The 24,209-nt window shown below is 43.4% G+C and carries 18 protein-coding genes, 1 tRNA gene and 2 rRNA genes; 18 read left to right on the plus strand and 3 right to left on the minus strand.

Going from position 1 to position 24,209, the window contains the following annotated elements; genetic code table 11:
- The first annotated feature begins 29 nt into the window (after positions 1-29).
- From ACE2AL_RS02675 to tatC, 8 genes are all read left to right on the plus strand, one after another.
- Complete coding sequence (locus ACE2AL_RS02675) at positions 30-560, plus strand: DedA family protein (RefSeq protein ID WP_206086343.1); 531 nt, start codon at positions 30-32, stop codon at positions 558-560.
- 107 nt (positions 561-667) lie between these two features.
- Positions 668-2,023: a DNA recombination protein RmuC gene (rmuC, locus tag ACE2AL_RS02680; RefSeq protein WP_206086344.1), complete on the plus strand. Its 1,356-nt coding sequence runs from the start codon at positions 668-670 to the stop codon at positions 2,021-2,023.
- A gap of 74 nt (positions 2,024-2,097) precedes the next feature.
- A complete protein-coding gene (gene ubiE / locus ACE2AL_RS02685; RefSeq protein ID WP_047756010.1) occupies positions 2,098-2,853 on the plus strand; it encodes a bifunctional demethylmenaquinone methyltransferase/2-methoxy-6-polyprenyl-1,4-benzoquinol methylase UbiE in 756 nt (251 codons plus the stop codon).
- Between the two features lies 1 nt (position 2,854).
- Positions 2,855-3,508, plus strand: coding sequence for an SCP2 domain-containing protein (locus ACE2AL_RS02690; RefSeq protein WP_375083948.1), 654 nt, complete (start codon positions 2,855-2,857; stop codon positions 3,506-3,508).
- Complete coding sequence (gene ubiB / locus ACE2AL_RS02695; RefSeq protein WP_206086346.1) at positions 3,495-5,129, plus strand: ubiquinone biosynthesis regulatory protein kinase UbiB; 1,635 nt, start codon at positions 3,495-3,497, stop codon at positions 5,127-5,129. Before ACE2AL_RS02690 ends, ubiB begins: the two co-directional genes overlap by 14 nt.
- Positions 5,130-5,242: 113 nt before the next feature.
- Positions 5,243-5,524 (plus strand): twin-arginine translocase TatA/TatE family subunit, encoded by a 282-nt coding sequence (gene tatA / locus ACE2AL_RS02700; protein WP_206086347.1) that lies wholly within the window; start codon positions 5,243-5,245, stop codon positions 5,522-5,524.
- 3 nt (positions 5,525-5,527) lie between these two features.
- Positions 5,528-6,088: a Sec-independent protein translocase protein TatB gene (gene tatB, locus ACE2AL_RS02705; protein ID WP_206086348.1), complete on the plus strand. Its 561-nt coding sequence runs from the start codon at positions 5,528-5,530 to the stop codon at positions 6,086-6,088.
- Between the two features lie 3 nt (positions 6,089-6,091).
- The gene (gene tatC, locus ACE2AL_RS02710) at positions 6,092-6,856 is read left to right on the plus strand and encodes a Sec-independent protein translocase subunit TatC (RefSeq protein WP_206086349.1); all 765 of its coding nucleotides are present in this window, start codon (positions 6,092-6,094) and stop codon (positions 6,854-6,856) included.
- A 77-nt stretch (positions 6,857-6,933) separates the two neighbouring features.
- On the opposite strand, the gene rfaH is transcribed toward tatC, so the two are convergent.
- Complete coding sequence (gene rfaH / locus ACE2AL_RS02715) at positions 6,934-7,431, minus strand: transcription/translation regulatory transformer protein RfaH (RefSeq protein ID WP_206086350.1); 498 nt, start codon at positions 7,429-7,431, stop codon at positions 6,934-6,936.
- A gap of 163 nt (positions 7,432-7,594) precedes the next feature.
- Between rfaH and pepE the strand changes: the two genes are divergently transcribed.
- The 3 genes from pepE (at position 7,595) to fre (ending at position 10,617) form a co-directional block, all read left to right on the plus strand.
- Positions 7,595-8,320, plus strand: a complete 726-nt coding sequence (gene pepE / locus ACE2AL_RS02720) for a dipeptidase PepE (protein ID WP_206086351.1) — start codon at positions 7,595-7,597, stop codon at positions 8,318-8,320.
- 112 nt (positions 8,321-8,432) lie between these two features.
- Positions 8,433-9,905, plus strand: a complete 1,473-nt coding sequence (gene ubiD / locus ACE2AL_RS02725) for a 4-hydroxy-3-polyprenylbenzoate decarboxylase (protein WP_375083950.1) — start codon at positions 8,433-8,435, stop codon at positions 9,903-9,905.
- Positions 9,906-9,915: 10 nt separating this feature from the next.
- Positions 9,916-10,617 (plus strand): NAD(P)H-flavin reductase, encoded by a 702-nt coding sequence (gene fre, locus ACE2AL_RS02730; RefSeq protein ID WP_206086353.1) that lies wholly within the window; start codon positions 9,916-9,918, stop codon positions 10,615-10,617.
- A gap of 351 nt (positions 10,618-10,968) precedes the next feature.
- On the opposite strand, the gene fadA is transcribed toward fre, so the two are convergent.
- Complete coding sequence (gene fadA, locus ACE2AL_RS02735) at positions 10,969-12,135, minus strand: acetyl-CoA C-acyltransferase FadA (protein WP_206086354.1); 1,167 nt, start codon at positions 12,133-12,135, stop codon at positions 10,969-10,971.
- Between the two features lie 4 nt (positions 12,136-12,139).
- Positions 12,140-14,332 (minus strand): fatty acid oxidation complex subunit alpha FadB, encoded by a 2,193-nt coding sequence (fadB, locus tag ACE2AL_RS02740; protein WP_375083951.1) that lies wholly within the window; start codon positions 14,330-14,332, stop codon positions 12,140-12,142.
- A 257-nt stretch (positions 14,333-14,589) separates the two neighbouring features.
- Here fadB and pepQ point away from each other — a divergent pair, with 257 nt between their 5' ends.
- From pepQ to ACE2AL_RS02775, 7 genes are all read left to right on the plus strand, one after another.
- A complete protein-coding gene (pepQ, locus tag ACE2AL_RS02745) occupies positions 14,590-15,924 on the plus strand; it encodes a Xaa-Pro dipeptidase (protein ID WP_375083952.1) in 1,335 nt (444 codons plus the stop codon).
- On the plus strand, positions 15,924-16,538 hold the full coding sequence (locus ACE2AL_RS02750; protein WP_206086357.1) for an IMPACT family protein: 615 nt from the start codon (positions 15,924-15,926) through the stop codon (positions 16,536-16,538). The genes pepQ and ACE2AL_RS02750 overlap by 1 nt, the downstream gene beginning before the upstream one ends.
- 28 nt (positions 16,539-16,566) lie before the next feature.
- Entirely contained in the window at positions 16,567-18,018 is a 1,452-nt protein-coding gene (gene trkH, locus ACE2AL_RS02755) for a Trk system potassium transporter TrkH (RefSeq protein ID WP_206086358.1), read from the plus strand.
- 48 nt (positions 18,019-18,066) lie between these two features.
- Positions 18,067-18,591: a menaquinone-dependent protoporphyrinogen IX dehydrogenase gene (gene hemG, locus ACE2AL_RS02760; protein ID WP_206086359.1), complete on the plus strand. Its 525-nt coding sequence runs from the start codon at positions 18,067-18,069 to the stop codon at positions 18,589-18,591.
- A 491-nt stretch (positions 18,592-19,082) separates the two neighbouring features.
- Positions 19,083-20,622: ribosomal RNA gene (locus ACE2AL_RS02765) — 16S ribosomal RNA — on the plus strand.
- 132 nt (positions 20,623-20,754) lie between these two features.
- Positions 20,755-20,830, plus strand: a tRNA-Glu gene (locus ACE2AL_RS02770).
- Between the two features lie 337 nt (positions 20,831-21,167).
- A 23S ribosomal RNA gene (locus ACE2AL_RS02775) occupies positions 21,168-24,074 on the plus strand.
- Together the 16S and 23S rRNA genes with 1 tRNA gene alongside form the textbook arrangement of a ribosomal RNA operon.
- The last annotated feature ends 135 nt before the right edge of the window (positions 24,075-24,209 follow it).

Below are 24,209 nucleotides of genomic sequence, written 5' to 3' on the forward strand. Positions count from 1 at the left end.
CATCTAACCATTGATGGAAGGAATATACCGTGACGCTCAATGAAATCGTGACCGTTGTGACGGATTTTACTCGTGAACATGAAGTATGGGCGCTACCCATTATTTTCTTTCTCGCCTTTGGTGAATCTCTCGCTTTCTTATCACTTCTTTTACCTGCAACAGTGATACTGCTTGCGCTTGGCGCTTTGATTGGTGAAAGCAATATTGTTTTTTGGCCTATTTGGTTGGCTGCTGCGCTAGGGGCCTTTTTTGGCGATTGGCTTTCTTACTGGTTTGGTTTTCATTACAAAGAAAACGTACGCAAGATGTGGCCGATTTCCCGTAATCCGCAAATGATTGATAAAGGACAAGTTTTTTTTGATCGATGGGGGATTTGGGGGATCTTTTTTGGCCGTTTCTTCGGGCCATTGAGGGCCGTCGTCCCTTTGGTTGCAGGGATCTGTGCGATGCCTCAACGCCATTTCCAACTTGCCAATATTGCCTCTGCGATGATCTGGGCGTTTGGCATACTCGCCCCAGGAGCCCTTGGTCTTAAATGGTTTGCGAGTTGGATAGGCTAGGCTTGCGAAGCGGCTCGCAAATAAACGGCGGCAAATGAAATTACCTCTGGACACTTATACAGTATCCCATTACCTTACACTAGATTTTGTAAAGTAAGGATTTAATCGTGGATACCTCTCTTTTATATGCCGTTATTGGTGCGTTGAGTGGCATTTTAGTCGGTGGTTTAGCGACGTGGTTTTCTATTGCCCAAAAAATCGCGCACAAAGATCAAGAGCTACAACAGGCTTACCGCCAACTTGCAGCCAGCGATGAAAAAAATGTGCATCTTGCTCAGTGGAAAGAGGAGTATGACAGGCTTGATCAAGAGCTTCGTACACAACGTGACATTAACCGGGAACAAGAGGCCGAATTACGCGAAGTCATCACACGGTTAGAGCAAAATCAGCTTGCTAACGAAGAAAAACAACGCATTTTACAGAACAGTGAGCAACGCTTAACGACTCAGTTCGAAAATTTAGCGAATCGTATTTTTGAACAAAATGAGCGTCGTGCTTCAGAACAGCAGCAAAAAAGCTTACTCGCAATGCTATCGCCTTTTCGTGAGCAATTAGATGGTTTTCGCCAACAAGTTCAACAAAGTTTTGGTGAAGAAGCGAAAGAAAGGCATACATTGGCCTATGAAATTAGGCAGTTGCAGCAGCTCAACAATCAGATGACCAAAGAGGCCGTTAATCTAACGCGTGCGCTGAAAGGGGATAACAAGATACAGGGTAATTGGGGAGAAACTATTCTAACCCGTATCTTAGAAGTTTCCGGTTTGCGTGAAGGCAGCGAATTTGAAACCCAAGTCAGTATTAATACGGGTTATAATAGCCGCTATCAACCTGATGTCATTATCCACCTTCCTGAAGGTAAAGATGTGGTTGTCGATGCCAAAATGTCATTAGTGTCTTACGAGCACTATTTCAATAGTGAAGACCCTCATGAGCAGCAACAAGCGTTAAAAAACCACGTTGCTTCCATTCGTAATCATATGCGAATGCTGAGCCGAAAGGATTATCATCAGTTACCAGGAATTCGTTCACTGGATTACGTTTTAATGTTTATTCCTATTGAGCCAGCCTATTTGCTGGCTTTGAAAGAAGCCCCTGAGCTACTCGATGAAGGAATAAAGCAAAATATTATGTTAGTTTGTCCATCCACCTTGCTAGTGGCGGTTCGAACAATTAATAATATATGGCGTTATGAGCGACAAGGGCAAAATGCCCAAGAAATTGCAGATAAGGCAGCAAAAATGTACGACAAGCTGCGTTTATTTGTGGATGATATGCAGGTTTTAGGCACCAGCCTTGATAAAGCGAATAATACTTACCATTCGGCGATGAAACGCCTTGCTCAAGGGCGGGGTAATTTGATTAGCCAAGCGGAAAGTTTTAAGGAGCTTGGGGTAGAGATAAAACAACCTATTGAGCCTCAACTTGTAGAGCGGTCAGATTCACCTAATTGTGCTGAATCGTAGACTTCTAATAGGGTTTTACCTCAAAGGCTGTTACACTTCCTACAAAGTTTGAATGATAAGCAGGCATAAGAGAAATGACTGAACCAACGAAAGAAACCATTGATTTTGGTTTCCGCACTGTCGGCAAAGAGGATAAAGCTGGCTTAGTAGCGAATGTTTTTCACTCTGTAGCATCAAAATATGACTTAATGAATGACCTGATGTCATTCGGTATTCATCGTATCTGGAAACGTTTCACGATTGAAGCAAGCGGTGTGCGCCGTAATCAGCGTGTACTGGATCTTGCGGGTGGAACAGGGGACTTAACCGCAAAATTTTCACGCTTGGTGGGTGAAAAAGGGGAAGTCATTCTGGCAGATATTAACGATTCCATGCTGAAAATGGGGCGTGAAAAATTACGTGACCTCGGCATTGTGGGAAATGTTAATTATGTTCAAGCTAACGCAGAAGAACTACCATTCCCAGATAACTATTTTGATTGTATTACCATTTCTTTTGGCTTGCGGAACGTTACCGATAAAGACAAAGCACTGCGTTCAATGTTTCGTGTGCTAAAACCAGGCGGTCGCTTGCTGGTCTTAGAATTTTCAAAACCCGTTATTGAGCCACTGAATAAAGCTTATGACGCATATTCATTCCATATTTTACCGCGTATTGGGCAGGCTATTGTCAACGATCCAGATAGTTATCGTTACTTAGCAGAATCAATCCGTATGCACCCAAATCAAGAAACTTTGAAAGGGATGATGGAAAATGCCGGTTTTGAACAAGTGTCTTATACAAATATGACCGGTGGTATTGTTGCACTGCACAAAGGGTTTAAATTCTAAGATGGAAGCGGCATCAGCACATACCGAAATCCAACATACGGTTTTGTATTCTTTAATAACAGCAATGATGGAAACCTCTCTTAATCATATGCTGTTTAAAGAGAAAGTTCTGCAGCCTGCTAGGATGCGTTTGGCGGGTAAGGTGATGTCCATTGAGTTAAAAGAGCTTAATAAAACACTGACCCTGATTTTTGCGGAAAATCATGTTGATGTACTGAGCGAATGGACTGAAGCGGCAGATTGTACAATTAAAACGTCGCTGTTCACTTTAGTGAAGTTGAAAGACAAACAACAATTATCTCAATTGATTAATCACGGTGATATCGTGATTGAAGGGGATATGCAGATTGTCCAACATTGGTCTTCTTTGCTCGATTTAGCGATTTGGAATCCAGCTCACTATTTATCACCGTATATCGGCGATGTAGCAGCGGAAGGGTTGAGCAAGCTGCTAAATAAAGGTGTTTGCCTTGTAACTCATTTGGTTAAACGCCAAAAGACGTATGTTAAAGATGCCCTGATTGAAGAGTGGAAAATGGCGCCAAGCCAACTTGAATTCGTGCATTTTAGTGATGAGATTGAGCAAATTGAGAGCTCAATGAGTACGCTGGAACAACGGCTAAGCCAACTGGAGGAGAAGAATGACACCCGGTGAATTAAAACGACTTTACTTCATTATTCGGGTTTTTCTCTCTTACGGATTAGATGAGTTAATCCCCAAAATTAAACTTACGTTGCCACTTCGTATTGGTCGCTTGGGTTTTTTTTGGATTAGGAATCAGCACAAAGATAAAGAACTTGGTGAAAGATTACGTCTTGCATTACAAGAATTAGGCCCCGTTTGGATTAAATTTGGCCAGATGTTATCGACTCGCCGAGATCTCTTTCCACCTGCAATCGCAGATCAACTCTCTTTACTACAAGACAAAGTTGCCAGCTTCGATGGTAAATTAGCACGTGGTTATATTGAGGCTTCTTTAGGTGGGCCTCTGGAGCAATGGTTTGATCATTTTGATGAGCAAGCACTCGCATCTGCGTCTATCGCTCAAGTTCATACGGCTATTTTAAAAGAAAATGGCAAAGATGTTGTTATCAAGGTTATTCGCCCAGATATTTTACCTATTATCAAAGCGGATATTAAGCTCATGTACCGTATCGCAAATTGGGTGCCGTTATTACCTGATGGGCGCCGTTTGCGTCCAAAAGAAGTGGTTCGTGAATATGAAAAAACATTAATTGATGAGCTGAACCTTTTACGCGAGTCGGCGAATGCTATTCAACTGCGACGTAACTTTGAAAACAGCTCTATGCTGTATATCCCTGAAGTTTATCCAGACTATTGCCGTGAAAATGTCATGGTAATGGAACGTATCTATGGGATCCCTGTATCAGATATTGCGACACTCAAAGCGCAGGGAACCAATATGAAGCTGTTAGCTGAGCGCGGTGTAAAGGTCTTTTTCACTCAAGTGTTTCGCGATAGCTTTTTCCATGCGGATATGCATCCTGGGAATATTTTTGTCAGTTATGAGCACCCAGAAGACCCTCTGTATATTGGTATTGACTGTGGTATCGTCGGCTCATTAAATAAAGAAGATAAGCGCTATTTAGCTGAAAACTTTATTGCATTTTTTAATCGTGATTACCGTAAAGTTGCGGAGCTTCACGTCGATTCTGGTTGGGTTCCCCAAGATACTAATGTGGAGGATTTTGAATTCGCCATTCGTACAGTATGCGAACCTATCTTTGAAAAGCCATTAGCCGAAATCTCTTTCGGGCATGTACTACTGAATTTATTTAATACGGCGCGCCGTTTTAATATGGAAGTGCAACCTCAGTTAGTACTATTGCAAAAAACATTATTGTATGTGGAAGGTCTTGGTCGGCAGCTATACCCTCAGTTGGATTTATGGAAAACAGCAAAACCATTTTTAGAGGATTGGGTGCATAGCCAAGTTGGCTTACCTGCAATTACACAAGCATTGAAAGAAAAAGCACCTTATTGGGCTGAAAAAATGCCTGAGCTACCAGATTTAATTTATGGTGCCCTGAAACAACACAAGTACTTGCAGTCAAACATTGAACAACTTGCACAGCAGTTGAAAGGTCAGCGAAATAAACAGCGAAAATCGCAATACCTATTAGGAATAGGGGCTACATTTATCCTCTGTGGCAGTTTATTCTTTATTTCCGATTTAACGCGTCTTTCCGCAGTGTTTATGGCTGCTGGTGCTTTATCGTGGTTGTTTGGTTGGTGTAAAACAGGCGAAAATTAAGTAAACTTTGTTTTGCGACAAGTTTATAAGGCTGTGAACATTTCCGTATTTTGTGTTGGTTGTATATAATAGACCTAATAACAATTGATCCCAAAACTATAGAGGTATTAACAATGGAATCAACTATTGCAATGGCTGCTTTTGGTAGTCCTTGGCAACTCATTATTATTGCTTTGCTTATTATTTTAATTTTCGGCACCAAAAAATTACGTTCTTTAGGTTCTGATTTAGGTGAATCACTCAAAGGCTTTAAAAAAGCGATGAGTGATGATGAAAAAGCGAAAGTAGAACAAGAAAAGCAAGATGCTGATTTTGCGACTAAAAATATTACGGAACAACAGGCTGCAGAGAAAAAAGAAAGCCCAGTTGAGAGCAAAAACAAAGAGCAGGGTTAAACCGTGTTTGACATAGGTTTTAGTGAACTGTTGCTTGTTGCTGTCATCGGTCTTGTTGTATTAGGGCCTGAGCGCTTACCTGTGGCGGTGAGAACCGTTGCTGGGTGGATTCGTACCATGCGCTCAATGGCTGCTAATGTACAAAATGAGCTATCGCAAGAGCTGAAATTACAGGAATTGCAAGAAACGCTGAAAAAAGTTGAGGAGAAAGCTAATCTAGAAGCGCTGTCTCCTGAACTGAAGCAGTCTATGGAAGAACTGCGGACAGCAGCTCAGTCACTGAAAAGTGGCTATCAAGCAACAACTAATGATATTGAAACAGAGTTAAATAAAGCTAAAGAAATCACTGATAGCTATGATACAGCTGTCAAAGATGCGAAAAACAGCGCTGAACAGACGCAAGAATCGGATCCAGATCCTGAGTATGCGGCTAAAATGGCTGCTGTTGTTGAGGAAGTTGAAACTGAGGAACCAGCAAAAACTGATGAGCCAGTCGCTTTAGCAACAACAGACTCGCAAGATACTAAAGCTAAAAACTCGAATCAAACCGAAAGTGAAAAATAACACATGGCTGTAAATGATACACAACCACTTATTAGCCACCTCATTGAACTTCGCAAACGGCTATTAAACTGTTTAATAACAGTTTTAATTGTCTTCGCTGCACTTGCTTATTTTTCAAATGATATCTACCGTCTCGTTGCGGCCCCTTTGATTGATAAGCTGCCAGTGGGTTCGCAAATGAGTGCGACTGATGTGGCATCAACATTTTTTACCCCGATTAAATTGACAATGATGGTCTCGGTTTTTGTATCGATACCTGTTATTCTTTATCAAATCTGGGCATTTATTGCACCAGCACTCTATAAGCATGAGCGTAAATTGATGTTACCTCTGCTGGTTTCAAGTAGCTTTTTATTTTATCTTGGAATGGCATTTGCTTATTTTGTTGTCTTCCCACTAGCATTTGGCTTCTTTGTTAAAACAACGCCAGATAGCGTTAACTTCATTCCTGATATCAGTAAGTACCTTAGTTTCGTTATGACTTTGTTTATGGCGTTTGGTGCGGCTTTTGAGGTGCCTATTGCCATTATCTTACTGTGTTGGACTGGGGTCACTACCCCTGAGGCACTTAAGCGTAAACGTCCATACATTCTTGTAGGGGCATTTATCGTCGGGATGTTCTTAACGCCTCCAGATGTATTATCTCAAACGCTACTTGCAGTGCCCATGTACTTGCTCTTTGAGCTTGGTGTTTTACTTTCTAATTTCTACGTAGGTAAAGGAAGGAAGCGTCAAGAAGAAGAGGAAGATGAAAAAGAAGAATCTTAACCTTAATAGATGCATCGAGCTCCTGATTTTACTGACAATAAAACGCCCATTAATGATGGGCTTTTTATTGTCTTGAATTACAGCTCAGGTGATTTTTTGAATTGCGTATTTTCGAGCACTTTTGGGACATTTTTGTTTAAAATATTCAATAGAAGAATTGAACGATACTCTCCATTAGGCTCATCAAAGATAGCTTGAATTCCTGCAAAAATACCCTCTGTAATTGTCACTTTATCGCCTGATTTTGGAAGGTCTGGTGCAACCATATGGGTAATTGGAGTCAGCTGTAATAACTCAATCACTTCTTCTGGTACTTCAGTCGGTAATTGGCCAAAACGAATAAAATGGCTAACACCCCGAGTGGATTGAATCGTCGTAGTATGAATTTCGTTATGATCAAACTTTACAAATAAGTAATTCGGAAATAATGCTTCTTGCACCGTTGTCCTTTTACCCCTAACAATTTTTTCCATCTCAGTCATGGGAGTCATACAGAGCACGTTCTGTCTATTTAGATGCTCAATAGCACGTTCAATTTGGCCTCGTTTGCAATAAAGCAGGTACCATTTTTCCATTTTTTGAATCTCGTATGACAATAATATGTTTATGATAACAAATTACGACAGAACAATGTGACTAATGAACCTCTGCACAATATTATTCATATCCGTAAGTTAAAATCATCAAGCTGCGGCTTATGAACACTGTAATATAGAACCTAAGTTTGTAGGAGACACAATGGATATCTTTTTGTTGAGTAATGGTAAATTACCAGGAAACTCAGTTTGGTTAAGCTATGCTTTACCTCGAATTAAAGAAACACTTACCCGTAAAAATATCAAATCAGCTGTTCTCGTTCCATATGCTGTTCTCCGTGGATCCCATGATGAGCGTGCAGAACAACTTTCAGAAGCACTAGGCATTAAAGTAACGACTATAGAGCATTTTTCTAGCCCAGTTGAAGCCATTGAACAAGCAGAGTGTATTCTGGTTAGCGGTGGTAATACTTGGTGGTTAAACAAGTGCCTACATGAAAATGGTTTGATTGTGGCGATTCAACGTGCGGTTAGAGAGCGTGGTGTTCCATACATTGGTTGGAGTGCAGGTTGTAATGTAGCAACACCAAGTATTCGCACAACCAATGATATGCCTGTGAGTAATGCAGCTATTATGCCATCTTTGGGGCTCTTTCCATTACAAATTAACCCACATTACATTGATGCACATATTTCTGGGCATATGGGGGAAACACGTGATGAAAGACTACAAGAGTTTTGCGTAATTAACCCACATGAAGTGGTTGTTGCGCTTCGAGAAGGTAGCGGTTTGCAAATTAAAGGGAATGAACTCCATTATTTTAGTGGTAAGAATGAAGGTTTTAAATTATTTCAGCACAACAAAACATTCCCAGAGCAGTTCGATACATTATTATTAGAAAAATTAGTCCCTTTTGATTGCCAGTAAAATGGTATACTTAACCAGAAAAATATTGATTTTTAAATGATTTAGACAGTAACTTGTAACCTTGGCCGGACGTCTTATAATGAGACTCCCTCTGTAATAGTAAAAGAAGATAATGAAATATCGTGACCTTAGAGATTTTATCGCGCAGCTGGAAAAGCAAGGCGAGTTAAAACGCATTATAATGGAAGTCGATCCCTATTTGGAGATGACTGAAATTGCAGATCGCACCCTAAGAGCAGGGGGACCGGCCTTATTATTTGAAAATCCAAAAGGTTACAATATGCCTGTTCTATGTAATTTGTTTGGGACAACCAAGCGGGTTGCAATGGGAATGGGGCAAGAAGACATTAAAGCCTTGCATGATGTTGGCAAGCTACTCGCATTCTTAAAAGAGCCCGATCCTCCGAAGGGTTTCCGTGACTTATTCGATAAGTTACCTAAATTCAAACAAGTTTTGAATATGCCTGCTAAGCGCTTAAGCTCAGCTCCGTGTCAGGAACAAATTTGGGCGGGTGAAGATGTTGATCTAACTAAAATTCCAGTTATGCATTGTTGGCCAGAAGATGCCGCACCACTTATTACGTGGGGGTTGACTGTCACTAAAGGGCCACACAAAGAGCGTCAAAACCTCGGTATTTATCGTCAGCAAGTCCTTGGTAAAAATAAAGTGATCATGCGCTGGTTGTCTCATCGTGGTGGTGCATTAGACTTCCAAGAATGGTGCCAAGCACATCCAGGGGAAAAGTTTCCTGTAGCTGTTGCATTGGGTGCTGATCCAGCAACGATTTTAGGCGCAGTTACTCCTGTGCCAGACACGCTATCTGAATACGCTTTTGCGGGTTTATTACGCGGTAATAAAACGGAAGTGGTTAAGTGTATTTCCAATGATCTTGAAGTACCTGCTGGTGCTGAAATTATCCTTGAAGGCTATATTGAACCTGGTGAGATGGCGCCAGAAGGACCTTATGGCGATCATACGGGTTATTACAATGAAATAGATAACTTCCCTGTGTTCACAGTCACCCATGTTACTCAACGCCGTGATGCTATCTATCACTCAACATATACTGGCCGCCCACCTGATGAGCCAGCGGTACTTGGTGAAGCACTAAACGAGGTTTTAGTGCCAATTTTGCAAAAACAATTTCCTGAAATTGTCGACTTTTATCTCCCCCCCGAAGGGTGTTCATACCGTTTAGCGGTTGTAACAATGAAAAAGCAATATGCAGGGCATGCAAAAAGAGTCATGATGGGGGTCTGGTCATACCTGCGTCAGTTCATGTACACTAAATTTGTTATTGTTTGCGATGATGATATCAATGCACGTGACTGGAAGGATGTTATTTGGGCTATTACAACGCGTATGGACCCTGCTAGAGATACGGTTATGATGGAAAATACCCCAATAGATTATCTTGATTTTGCTTCCCCTGTGTCTGGTTTAGGTTCAAAAATGGGGCTTGATGCGACAAACAAATGGCCAGGTGAAACAGACCGTGAATGGGGCCGCCCAATTGTCATGACGGAAAGCGTTAAATCTCGCATTGATGATATCTGGGAACAATTGAAAATTTTTGAAAAATAAGAGGGAAAGCATGGCAACTTTAAGCTGTAAAGTCACATCTGTCGAATCAATCACGGATACGGTTTATCGGGTTATTTTGTTGCCAGATGGTCCCTTTCATTTTAAAGCTGGTCAATATTTGATGGTTGTGATGGATGAGCGAGATAAACGACCATTTTCAATGGCATCCACACTCTGCACCAAAGGCACAATCGAGCTGCATATTGGTGCCTCTGAAATTAATTTATATGCCATGGCGGTGATGGATAGGATTTTAGATCAACAACGCATCGATATCGATATTCCCCATGGCAAAGCCTGGTTTCGTGAAGACAGTCAAAGCCCAATGATTTTAATTGCGGGGGGAACGGGGTTCTCTTATACCCATTCAATATTACTTGCCGCTTTAGCTGAAAACCCTCAACGGGATATCACCTTCTATTGGGGTGGGCGTCAATTAGAGCATTTGTATGATCTTGGTGAACTTCAGGCGCTGAGTGAAAAATACACTAGTCTAAAAGTCGTTCCTGTTGTTGAACAACCCGATGAATTATGGCGAGGCCGTACAGGGACAGTTCTTAGCGCAGTATTAGAGGATTTTGGCGACCTTTCAGAACATGACATTTATATTGCAGGTCGTTTTGAGATGGCGAAAAGCGCGAGGGATCGTTTTTGTAATGAGCGTGGAGCTAAAGTTGAACGCTTGTTTGGTGATGCCTACGAATTTATTTAACCAGCCATATTTCAAATTGTAGGGGGGCTTCACTTAGCTCCCCTAGTCATGTAGTTATCTACGCTCCTAGGAATATCTTTGCTTGCTATCTATCTATCTATAATCTGAACTATGAGGGGTAAACCTGCATTGGTATATTATTTAATATGGCAGTGTTGCAGATTGCAGGGGGACTTCACTTAGTTCTTACAGTCATTTCAAGGTTAAAACGCTTTGAAATAATTTTTTGTCGCCAACTATTAGTCGAAATTATGGCAGACGACTCACGGGTATTTGGCAAAAAAGGCAAAAAAAACCCGCCCCTGACTAGGCGGGAACATCGACAAAATGCAATGTTTGACGAAAGGGGTATTAAACTCGTTCAATAATTGTGGCGATACCCTGACCAAAACCAATACACATTGTGGCTAAACCAAATTGCTTATCTTTTTGCTCTAACTGATTCAGTAATGCTGTAGTGATCCTTGCTCCAGAGCAACCTAATGGGTGACCCAGCGCAATAGCCCCTCCGCTTAGGTTTACCTTCTCATCAATGAGGCTTTCAGCAATATTCAGTCCTTTTAAACATGCGATGGATTGAGCCGCGAATGCTTCATTTAACTCAATAATATCAATATCATTTAAAGATAAGCCTGCTCGTTTTAGCGCCATTTCAGTCGCAGGAACAGGGCCAAATCCCATAATAGATGGATCACAGCCAACAACGGCCATTGCCCTGACTCTAGCTCTCGGTTTTATGCCATGTTGCTTCGCATAGCTTTCGCTACTAAGTAACATGGCGGATGCGCCATCTGATAAAGCAGATGAGTTCCCCGCAGTTACTGTACCATTTACAGGATCAAAGGCAGGGCGAAGGGCGGCTAACCCTTGAAGACTCGCGTCTAAGCGGATGACTTCGTCATAATTTACGGAAATAAGATTCCCATCAGCATCATGCCCTTCAATAGCTACGATTTCATTGGCGAACTTTCCATTTTTTGTGGCAGCAGCGGCAAGTTGGTGAGACCTAAGTGCAAAGGCGTCTTGTTCTTCTCGACTAATCTTGTACATTTTGGCTAGCATTTCTGCGGTTAACCCCATTGCTCCTGCGGCTTTTGCTACTCGCAATGTAAGTCTAGGGTTAAAGTCGATGCCATGTGTCATAGGCACATGCCCCATATGTTCCACACCACCAATTAAGACTGAATTTGCATCACCCGTCATAATTAACCGGCTCGCATCATGTACCGCCTGCATTGATGAACCGCAAAGGCGGTTAACCGTGACAGCAGGCACTGTATGAGGAATATCCGTTAATAAAGCGGCATTTTTTGCAATATTAAAACCTTGTTCTAAAGTTTGTTGTACACATCCCCAGATAATGTCATTTAATTCTTTTTTACTTGCATTAGGATTGCGTTCAAAAATTGCGTTCATAAGGTGCGCAGAAAGGTCTTCAGCTCTAACATGGCGAAATACTCCACCCTTTGAACGGCCCATTGGTGTGCGTATTCCATCAATAATGACGACGTTTTCCATAAAATTAACCCCTCGCAACTTTTTTGAGATCAATAGCCACAACAGGCGGTTGTGGGTAATAGGTAGCATTAGTCATCGCTTTTGCTTTTAGGCCCTCAGGAGCCTGATAAAGCGGGCTTAATGATGCTAATACTTCCGTAGTTTTTAAGTATGATTGGCTACCGATTGTGTCTAAATAACAGAACACGCCACCTCTAAATGGAGGGAAGCCTAAGCCATAAACTAGCGCAATATCTGCATCTGCAGGGCTTTGGATTATGCCTTCTTCTAAGCAACGAACGACTTCGTTTATCATTGGTGCCATCATTCGAGCGATAATTTCTTCTTTCGTAAATGAACGCTTAACTTTGCAGATAGAATTCAGTAGTTCATCAGTTTGTGGGTCATTGACTTTTTTAGGTTTCCCTTTTTTATCTTTTTCGTATTGATAAAAGCCTTTCCCGTTCTTTTGGCCAAAGCGCTGTTGTTCATACATCACATCAATTGCATTTTTACCCGTTTTACTCATTCGCTCAGGGAAACCTTGCGCCATCACTTGTTCAGCGTGGAAGGCGGTGTCGATACCAACGACATCAAGTAAATAAGCAGGGCCCATCGGCCAGCCAAATTCTTTTTCCATGATTTTGTCGATCTCTTTGAAATCCGCGCCATCTTGGAGTAATAAGTTGAAACCTGCAAAATAAGGGAATAGAACACGATTCACAAAGAAACCTGGGCAATCGTTCACCACAATTGGTGTTTTGCCCATTTTATTCGCATAGGCAACGACTTTTGCGACAGTATCGTCAGACGTTTGTGTACCGCGGATAACTTCCACTAAAGGCATTCGGTGTACAGGGTTGAAGAAGTGCATTCCACAAAAGTTTTCAGGGCGTTTTAAGGATTGAGCCAATGTGGAAATTGGAATTGTTGAAGTATTAGATGCCAGTATCGTTTCTGGTGAAACAAGTGATTCCACTTCAGATAGCACGGCGGCTTTTACTTTGGGATTTTCAACCACAGCTTCGACAATAATTTGGCTATTTTCAATACCATTATAAGATAATGAAGGGTGGATTGCGGCTAAAGTTGTTGCCATTTTAGCTGCACTAATGCGCCCCCGCTCAAACTGGTTATTTAACAATTTTTGGGCTTCTTCAATACCAAGATCTAAAGACTTCTCATTGATGTCTTTCATTAGAACTGGCACACCTTTACTGGCGGACTGGTAAGCTATCCCTCCACCCATAATACCTGCACCCAAAACGGCGGCTTGAGTTGGCGCTTTAACATTTTGAGCCAGTTTTTTACTATTGGATTTAATTTGTTGATCATTAAGAAAAATACTGACCAATGAACGGGCAACATCACTGTGAGCGAGAGGGACAAAAGCTGCTGTTTCATGTTTTAGCGCTTCATCGCGAGTGCAATTCGCTGCTTTCTCGATGGTATTGACTGCCGCCATTGGTGCTGGGTAGTGTTTTCCTGCAACTTGATACACCATGCCTTTCGCAACATTAAAGCTCATGGTCTGCTCAAGTGGGCTTAATTGAAGAGGGGCCAGTTTAGGTTGACGCTTCTTCTGCCAATTCATGTTACCCGCAATGGCTGATTCAATAATGGCTAAAGCAGATTGTGGCAATTTTTCGGTTTCAACTACGGCATCAACTAACCCTAATTTGAGTGCTTGAGGCCCGCTGACATCCTTGCCTGCAGTAATAATTTCTAGCGCGCTATCTAAACCAATTAACCTTGGCAAGCGAACAGAGCCACCAAACCCTGGCATGATACCAAGTTTCGTTTCAGGTAAACCAATACGAGCATCAGGGGATGCGATACGAAAATCTGTTGATAAAACACACTCACAGCCGCCACCAAGTGCATAACCATTGATTGCACAAATTGTAGGAACAGGGAGATCTTCAATGCGATTAAAGATGCTATTAGCGTATTGCAGCCATTCACTGAGGGTTTCTTTCGGTGCTTCAAATAATGAGAGAAATTCTTTGATATCAGCTCCGACAATAAAAGCAGATTTGTCAGAGCGGAAAATAACACCTTGCAGATCAGGTTGACGCTCAAGAACAGACACGGCTTCATCCAGTGAAGCAACGGTGTGGGTATCCAACTTATTGATTGGCCCTGGTGAATTAAAAACCAGTTCTGCAATACCTTTTTTCAACCATTGAATATAGATTGTTTCACTTTGATAAAGCATTCTGTTCTCCTTTACATGAAAAAGTTATCTGGTACGACCAGATGATTTTAGTGTGACTAGAATGTTAATTAATTGCAAACGGTTAATAACAAATTTGGAATCTTGGTCACAGCAATTAAGTGAAATACTGTTGTTTTAAAATGATATTTTTATTATTTATCAATTAATTAGTTTGGATTTGCAACGGAGTGCATATCCGTTAAGAACAGAACGTGATAAGCTTGAATTTTCTAATTAATGCTGAAAGGTTGAAGGAAATGGAAAAACTGACTGCACTCTACGCTGATCATATTAAAACGTTACAAAACAGAACTCAGCAAGTCTTACAGCGCAGCAAATTAGATGCCATATTGATTCATTCGGGTGAACCACTTCGCATCTTTCTTGATGATAGTGACTACCCATTTAAGGTTAATCCGCACTTTAAGGCTTGGGTTCCTGTTACGGATGTCCCCCACTCTTGGTTATTAGTTGACGGCGTTAATAAACCTAAATTATGGTTTTACTCACCCGTTGATTATTGGCACAGTGTTGAGCCACTTCCAAATGGCTTTTGGACGAAAGATGTCGAACTGATTCATCTAAAAAATGCAGATGATATCAAAGGGTTCCTGGCCAGTTTACCAAAAGAGAATGTTGCTTATATTGGTTCAGCGGCAGCAAGAGCCGAATCTTTAGGCATCTCTTTAGATAATATTAATCCGAAGCCAGTCTTAGATTATTACCATTTTCATCGTGCCTATAAAACAGACTACGAACTGTATTGCATGCGTGAAGCGCAAAAAATGGCGGTAAATGGCCATCTTGCTGCATTGGAAGCCTTCCGTGCTGGAATGAGTGAGTTTGATATTAATGTCAGCTACTTACAATCAACAGGCCACCGTGATACTAACGTGCCGTATGGCAATATTGTTGCATTGAATGAAAATGCAGCAGTGCTCCATTACACTAAATTACAGCAATCCGTTCCTGCTGAATTACGGAGTTTCTTGATTGATGCAGGCGCCGAATATAACGGTTATGCGGCTGATATCACGAGAACGTATGCAGCAAAAGGCAAGGATGAATTTGCTGAATTAGTCGCGGACGTTAATAAAGAGCAGCTTTCTCTTATCGACACAATTAAAGCGGGCGTTCGTTACACTGATTACCATGTGGATATGCATCACCGTATAGCAAAAATCCTTGTGAAACATGATATTGTTACTGGTATTAGTGAAGAATCAATGGTTGAGAATGGTTTAACTACACCATTTTTACCTCATGGTTTAGGGCATCCATTAGGTCTGCAGGTCCATGATGCAGCTGGATTTATGCAAGACGACAATGGGACACATCTTGCAGCACCAAAAATGTATCCTTTCTTGCGTTGTACTCGTGTTCTAGAACCCAAAATGGTGTTAACTATCGAACCAGGTCTTTACTTCATTGAATCTCTGCTTTTATCGTGGAGAGCGGGTGAGTTTAGTCAGCATTTTAATTGGGATAGAATTGAGTTCTTTAAGCCATACGGTGGTATTCGTATTGAAGATAATATCGTGATCCATGCTAACCGTATCGAAAATATGACTCGAGACCTGCATTTACGTTAATGAAACCTTATTTAATACCGGCAGAAACGATTTCTTTTACAGAAGAAATTAAAAAAAGCCGATTTATTACTTACTTAGCTCATACCGAGGGTATTGAAGCGGCGAAAGATTACATTCAATCGATTAAAGCACAATACCCCGATGCTCGGCACCATTGCTGGGCATTCGTTGCTGGCCGCCCTGACGATTCTCAACAATTGGGCTTTTCCGATGATGGGGAACCTACAGGGACGGCTGGTAAACCTATTATGGCGCAGCTCTTAGGTAGTCAACTAGGGGAAATCACTTGTGTGGTTGTGCGTTATTTTGGTGGGATCAAATTAGGTACTGGTGGGCTAGTTAAAGCTTATGGTAATGGCGCACAACAAGCGCTGAAAATACTATCGACACAAACCAAAGTCCCACAAAAAGTGTTTAATTTAGTGTGTGATTATTCGCTAATTAATGCAATAGAACAGCTGCTTGCTCAGGTCAATGGCGTGATCTTGCACAGTGATTATAATGAAGTTGTTGCTTTGCAAATTACAATTCCTGCTACCCTTGAGCAGGAGGTCAATGATAAATTACGCGATATAAGCCGTGGTGCCTTAGCGCTCACGCCAGAATCGGAATAGTCAATCGCTTTAGCAAGGAACCTGCCGAATGCATTTTCGTGCAATAACCCGTATTGTCGGGCTGCTTGTCATCATTTTTTCTTTTACCATGGTTATTCCTGGTATTGTCGCGTTAATTTATCGCGATGGTGCAGGGCGAGCCTTCAGCCAGACTTTCGTTACGGCATTATTAATTGGTCTATTTTTATGGTTACCTACGCGTAATAGCAAACATGAATTAAAAGCGAAAGAAGGCTTTCTTATTGTTGTCTTATTTTGGACCGTATTGGGCAGTGTGGGAGCATTACCGTTTATTTTCTCTGAAAGGCCAAACCTTTCAGTGACGGATGCCTTTTTTGAATCCTTTTCTGGCTTAACGACGACTGGAGCAACAACATTAACAGGACTTGATTCTTTACCTAAAGCAATTTTATTTTATCGACAAATGTTGCAGTGGCTTGGGGGGATGGGGATCATCGTGCTTGCAGTTGCTATTCTTCCCCTGTTAGGTGTTGGGGGAATGCAGCTCTATCGTGCAGAAATGCCAGGGCCATTGAAAGACAATAAAATGCGTCCTCGAATTGCGGAAACAGCCAAAACACTCTGGCTTATCTATGTCTTATTGACGATAGCCTGTGCAATTGCGTTATGGATAGCTGGGATGGATGTGTTTGATGCGATTTCCCATAGCTTTTCAACAATTGCTATTGGTGGGTTTTCTACCCACGATGCCAGCATCGGTTACTTTAATAGCCCCGCAATTAATACCATTATTGGTGTTTTCCTTATTATCTCGGGGTGTAACTTTGGTTTGCACTTTGCAGTTTTAACTGGGCGAAGCCTCGGTATTTATTGGCGCGATCCTGAATTTAAGATGTTTATCAGCTTCCAGTTTGTCCTCGTGGTGGTTTGTACTGCGATATTGATGTATCACTCTGTCTACGGCGGTTTTGGTCAAACACTTGATCAGGCTTTTTTCCAAGTTGTCTCGATGGCCACAACGGCGGGCTTCACGACAGATAGCTTCTCTGGTTGGCCGCTATTTTTGCCAATGCTTTTATTGTGTGCAGCATTTGTTGGTGGATGTGCAGGCTCAACGGGGGGCGGTTTAAAAGTTATCCGTATCTTATTATTGTTCTTACAAGGTTCCCGCGAACTAAAACGACTAGTACATCCAAATGCAGTCTATACCATCAAGCTTGGGCAAAGAGCACTTCCTGAACGTATAATAGAGGCTGTTTGGGGCTTTTTTTCAGCGTATGCATTGGTTTTTGTTGTCAGCCTCTTATTGCTTATCGCAACAGGTGTCGATGAATTTTCAGCGTTTTCTGCGATTGCGACTACATTGAATAACTTAGGACCAGGGTTAGGCACAGTAGCGGATAACTTCACAAGTATGAATCCAGCGGGTAAATGGATTTTGGTCGTTACTATGTTATTTGGTCGTTTAGAAGTGTTTACCTTATTAGTGTTACTGACTCCAACGTTTTGGCGTGAGTAATTCAGTACAATATTGCTATATAGAAATGATAAAAATCTAGGAACGATAATGAGTTATTTACTTCTACATTCCAGTACGGATGGGCAGACAAAAAAAATTGTTTTAAAAATAGCAGAGCAATTACGTAGCTTAGGCCGAGAATGTGATATTCGCGATTTGAATACAGAGCAAAATTTTAATTTATCTGCTTATGATAAGGTGCTGGTAGGGGCTTCTATCCGTTATGGGCATTTCAATAAAAAACTTCAGCGTTTCGCGACTTCTCATCAAAGCCAGCTGAATTCAATGAAGACCGCTTTCTTTGCAGTGAACCTAACAGCAAGGAAAGAAGGTAAGAATACAGTAGAGACAAATGCTTATACGCGTAAGTTTCTGGAGGTTTGCCCTTGGAAGCCAGCATTGAAGTCTGTTTTTGCGGGGGCGTTGTTTTACCCGCGCTATAAATGGTTCGATAAAGTAATGATCCGTCTCATTATGAAAATGACAGATGGGCCAACAGACCCTAATACTGAAATTGAGTACACCAATTGGGAGAAGGTTTCATACTTTGCGATTGAGTTTGATAATCTATAGTGTGATTTATCAACAAATCATATTTTTTTTATACGAATTGTTTAATTATTAAGCTGTCAGTGGAAAATATCAAAAAAACACTTGCGAGATTTTTTCGTCTCCCTATAATGCGCATCCGTTGTCACGGCAAACCGCTTCGGTGGTGAGGTTAGAAAATAAAAGCCTTAAGCCAAACTTGAGAAAGTAAGTGATAACACGGTGTGAAGAAAGAAAAAGTTGAAAATAAACACTTGACTTTCTAAAAGAAAAACGTAATATACGTCACCTCGCAGCAACGACCCAGAAGGTCAATTTCACGATGAAATGCTGCAACGCTCTTTAACAATTTATCAGACAATCTGTGTGGGCACTCACAGGACACTATCAAAAAAATATTTGATTTTAAGTCTTGAAGAGTGACTAACACGTTAATTCATATATATGAACTAATAGGTAATATGTTTTCGTAAGAAGATATACGACAGTAAACATTCTTTGAGCATCAAGCTTTTTAATTGAAGAGTTTGATCATGGCTCAGATTGAACGCTGGCGGCAGGCCTAACACATGCAAGTCGAGCGGTAACAGGGGAAGCTTGCTTCCCGCTGACGAGCGGCGGACGGGTGAGTAATGTATGGGGATCTGCCCGATAGAGGGGGATAACTACTGGAAACGGTAGCTAATACCGCATAATCTCTAAGGAGCAAAGCAGGGGAACTTCGGTCCTTGCGCTATCGGATGAACCCATATGGGATTAGCTAGTAGGTGAGGTAATGGCTCACCTAGGCGACGATCCCTAGCTGGTCTGAGAGGATGATCAGCCACACTGGGACTGAGACACGGCCCAGACTCCTACGGGAGGCAGCAGTGGGGAATATTGCACAATGGGCGCAAGCCTGATGCAGCCATGCCGCGTGTATGAAGAAGGCCCTAGGGTTGTAAAGTACTTTCAGTCGGGAGGAAGGCGTTGATGCTAATATCATCAACGATTGACGTTACCGACAGAAGAAGCACCGGCTAACTCCGTGCCAGCAGCCGCGGTAATACGGAGGGTGCAAGCGTTAATCGGAATTACTGGGCGTAAAGCGCACGCAGGCGGTTGATTAAGTTAGATGTGAAATCCCCGGGCTTAACCTGGGAATGGCATCTAAGACTGGTCAGCTAGAGTCTTGTAGAGGGGGGTAGAATTCCATGTGTAGCGGTGAAATGCGTAGAGATGTGGAGGAATACCGGTGGCGAAGGCGGCCCCCTGGACAAAGACTGACGCTCAGGTGCGAAAGCGTGGGGAGCAAACAGGATTAGATACCCTGGTAGTCCACGCTGTAAACGATGTCGATTTGAAGGTTGTTCCCTTGAGGAGTGGCTTTCGGAGCTAACGCGTTAAATCGACCGCCTGGGGAGTACGGCCGCAAGGTTAAAACTCAAATGAATTGACGGGGGCCCGCACAAGCGGTGGAGCATGTGGTTTAATTCGATGCAACGCGAAGAACCTTACCTACTCTTGACATCCAGAGAATTTAGCAGAGATGCTTTAGTGCCTTCGGGAACTCTGAGACAGGTGCTGCATGGCTGTCGTCAGCTCGTGTTGTGAAATGTTGGGTTAAGTCCCGCAACGAGCGCAACCCTTATCCTTTGTTGCCAGCGATTCGGTCGGGAACTCAAAGGAGACTGCCGGTGATAAACCGGAGGAAGGTGGGGATGACGTCAAGTCATCATGGCCCTTACGAGTAGGGCTACACACGTGCTACAATGGCGTATACAAAGAGAAGCGACCTCGCGAGAGCAAGCGGAACTCATAAAGTACGTCGTAGTCCGGATTGGAGTCTGCAACTCGACTCCATGAAGTCGGAATCGCTAGTAATCGTAGATCAGAATGCTACGGTGAATACGTTCCCGGGCCTTGTACACACCGCCCGTCACACCATGGGAGTGGGTTGCAAAAGAAGTAGGTAGCTTAACCTTCGGGAGGGCGCTTACCACTTTGTGATTCATGACTGGGGTGAAGTCGTAACAAGGTAACCGTAGGGGAACCTGCGGTTGGATCACCTCCTTACCATTGAAGTGTTTTTGTGAAGTGCTCACACAGATTGTCTGATAGAAAGTAGAGCAATAGGCTATACGTGGGAGACTTATTCGCAAGAATAGGGCTTACATGAAAAGCGCAAAAAGTTTTTGTGATTTTCGTGTCCCCTTCGTCTAGAGGCCTAGGACACCGCCCTTTCACGGCGGTAACAGGGGTTCGAATCCCCTAGGGGACGCCAATTGCGCCGATATCGAGTGAAAGACGATGTCCCCAATAATGATTAAGCCAATTATGCAAATAGTTGGTTTAACAATTATGCTCTTTAACAATCTGGAACAAGCTGAAAATTGAAAACAACGCACATTGTTTATCGCTTAAACAATGTGAGAGTCTCTCAAAAATCTCAACTTGAATCGTGTATTTTGACCTATCGAGTCGACGAGCGAAATGAGTTCAAGGCAGCCCGCGCACAGCAAGCGCAGCGTACTTAAGGTACGTGAGCATTGCGCGCACGGACTAACGCCGAAATCATGAAGCACAGTCACTCGTTATCAGAAGACACCTTCGGGTTGTGAGGTTAAGCGACTAAGCGTACACGGTGGATGCCTAGGCAATCAGAGGCGATGAAGGACGTGCTAATCTGCGAAAAGCGTCGGTAAGGTGATATGAACCGTTATAACCGACGATGTCCGAATGGGGAAACCCAGTGCAATTCGTTGCACTATCGTTTGATGAATACATAGTCAAACGAGGCGAACCGAGGGAACTGAAACATCTCAGTACCTCGAGGAAAAGAAATCAACCGAGATTCCCCTAGTAGCGGCGAGCGAACGGGGAGCAGCCCAGAGTCTTAATCAGCATTAGCATCAGGAGAACAGTCTGGAAAGGCTGGCAGTAAAGGGTGATAGCCCCGTATCCGAAGGTGTTAGTGTTGTGAACTCGACGAGTAGGGCGGGACACGTGTTATCCTGTCTGAATATGGGGGGACCATCCTCCAAGGCTAAATACTCCTGATTGACCGATAGTGAACCAGTACCGTGAGGGAAAGGCGAAAAGAACCCCGGCGAGGGGAGTGAAATAGAACCTGAAACCGTGTACGTACAAGCAGTGGGAGCACCCTTTAGGGTGTGACTGCGTACCTTTTGTATAATGGGTCAGCGACTTATATTCTGTAGCAAGGTTAACCGTATAGGGGAGCCGTAGGGAAACCGAGTCTTAACTGGGCGAATGAGTTGCAGGGTATAGACCCGAAACCCGGTGATCTAGCCATGGGCAGGTTGAAGGTTGGGTAACACTAACTGGAGGACCGAACCGACTAATGTTGAAAAATTAGCGGATGACTTGTGGCTGGGGGTGAAAGGCCAATCAAACCGGGAGATAGCTGGTTCTCCCCGAAAGCTATTTAGGTAGCGCCTCGTGAACTCATCTTCGGGGGTAGAGCACTGTTTCGACTAGGGGGTCATCCCGACTTACCAACTCGATGCAAACTACGAATACCGAAGAATGTTATCACGGGAGACACACGGCGGGTGCTAACGTTCGTCGTGAAGAGGGAAACAACCCAGACCGCCAGCTAAGGTCCCAAAGTCATAGTTAAGTGGGAAACGAAGTGGGAAGGCTCAGACAGCCAGGATGTTGGCTTAGAAGCAGCCATCATTTAAAGAAAGCGTAATAGCTCACTGGTCGAGTCGGCCTGCGCGGAAGATGTAACGGGGCTAAACTATGCACCGAAGCTGCGGCAGCGACATTTAGATGTTGTTGGGTAGGGGAGCGTTCTGTAAGCCTGTGAAGGTGTACTGTGAGGTATGCTGGAGGTATCAGAAGTGCGAATGCTGACATAAGTAACGATAATGCGGGTGAAAAACCCGCACGCCGGAAGACCAAGGGTTCCTGTCCAACGTTAATCGGGGCAGGGTGAGTCGACCCCTAAGGCGAGGCAGAAATGCGTAGTCGATGGGAAACGGGTTAATATTCCCGTACTGGTGATAATTGCGATGGGGGGACGGAGAAGGTTAGGCTGGCCGGGCGACGGTTGTCCCGGTTTAAGGATGTAGGCAGGTGAATTAGGCAAATCCGGTTCACTATATGCTGAGGTCTGATGACGAGTCACTACGGTGGCGAAGTAGCTCATACCCCGCTTCCAGGAAAAGCCTCTAAGCTCTAGATTATCATTAATCGTACCCCAAACCGACACAGGTGGTCAGGTAGAGAATACTCAGGCGCTTGAGAGAACTCGGGTGAAGGAACTAGGCAAAATGGTGCCGTAACTTCGGGAGAAGGCACGCTGGCATTAGGTGAAGTGGTTTACCCATGGAGCTGAAGCCAGTCGCAGATACCAGCTGGCTGCAACTGTTTATTAAAAACACAGCACTGTGCAAACACGAAAGTGGACGTATACGGTGTGACGCCTGCCCGGTGCTGGAAGGTTAATTGATGGGGTTATCCGTAAGGAGAAGCTCTTGATCGAAGCCCCAGTAAACGGCGGCCGTAACTATAACGGTCCTAAGGTAGCGAAATTCCTTGTCGGGTAAGTTCCGACCTGCACGAATGGCGTAATGATGGCCAGGCTGTCTCCACCCGAGACTCAGTGAAATTGAACTCGCTGTGAAGATGCAGTGTACCCGCGGCAAGACGGAAAGACCCCGTGAACCTTTACTATAGCTTGACACTGAACATTGAGCCTTGATGTGTAGGATAGGTGGGAGGCTTTGAAGCGTGGACGCCAGTCTGCGTGGAGCCAACCTTGAAATACCACCCTTTAATGTTTGATGTTCTAACGTTGCCCCGTTATCCGGGGTGCGGACAGTGTCTGGTGGGTAGTTTGACTGGGGCGGTCTCCTCCCAAAGAGTAACGGAGGAGCACGAAGGTTGGCTAAGCATGGTCGGACATCATGCGGTTAGTGCAAAGGCATAAGCCAGCTTGACTGCGAGAGTGACGGCTCGAGCAGGTACGAAAGTAGGTCTTAGTGATCCGGTGGTTCTGAATGGAAGGGCCATCGCTCAACGGATAAAAGGTACTCCGGGGATAACAGGCTGATACCGCCCAAGAGTTCATATCGACGGCGGTGTTTGGCACCTCGATGTCGGCTCATCACATCCTGGGGCTGAAGTAGGTCCCAAGGGTACGGCTGTTCGCCGTTTAAAGTGGTACGCGAGCTGGGTTTAGAACGTCGTGAGACAGTTCGGTCCCTATCTGCCGTGGGCGTTGGAAGATTGAAAGGGGCTGCTCCTAGTACGAGAGGACCGGAGTGGACGCACCACTGGTGTTCGGGTTGTCATGCCAATGGCATTGCCCGGTAGCTAAGTGCGGAAAAGATAACCGCTGAAAGCATCTAAGCGGGAAACTTGCCTTGAGATGAGTCTTCCCTGACCCTTTAAGGGTCCTAAAGGAACGTTTAAGACTAAGACGTTGATAGGTTGGGTGTGTAAGCGTAGCGATACGTTGAGCTAACCAATACTAATGAACCGTGAGGCTTAACCTGACAACACCGAAGGTGTTTTAGAGAGACGAGATAGTTTTCGAATGTGGGTGAGAAGCCGAAAGGTGAAGGACACAGCAGCTTGTTCAAGATTGAAGTTTGGGTTTAGCAAGATACCGAAAGTGTGTTGAGCTAAAC

The sequence above is a fragment of the Providencia xihuensis genome, from assembly GCF_041953405.1.
Taxonomy (GTDB): Bacteria; Pseudomonadota; Gammaproteobacteria; order Enterobacterales; family Enterobacteriaceae; genus Providencia; species Providencia vermicola.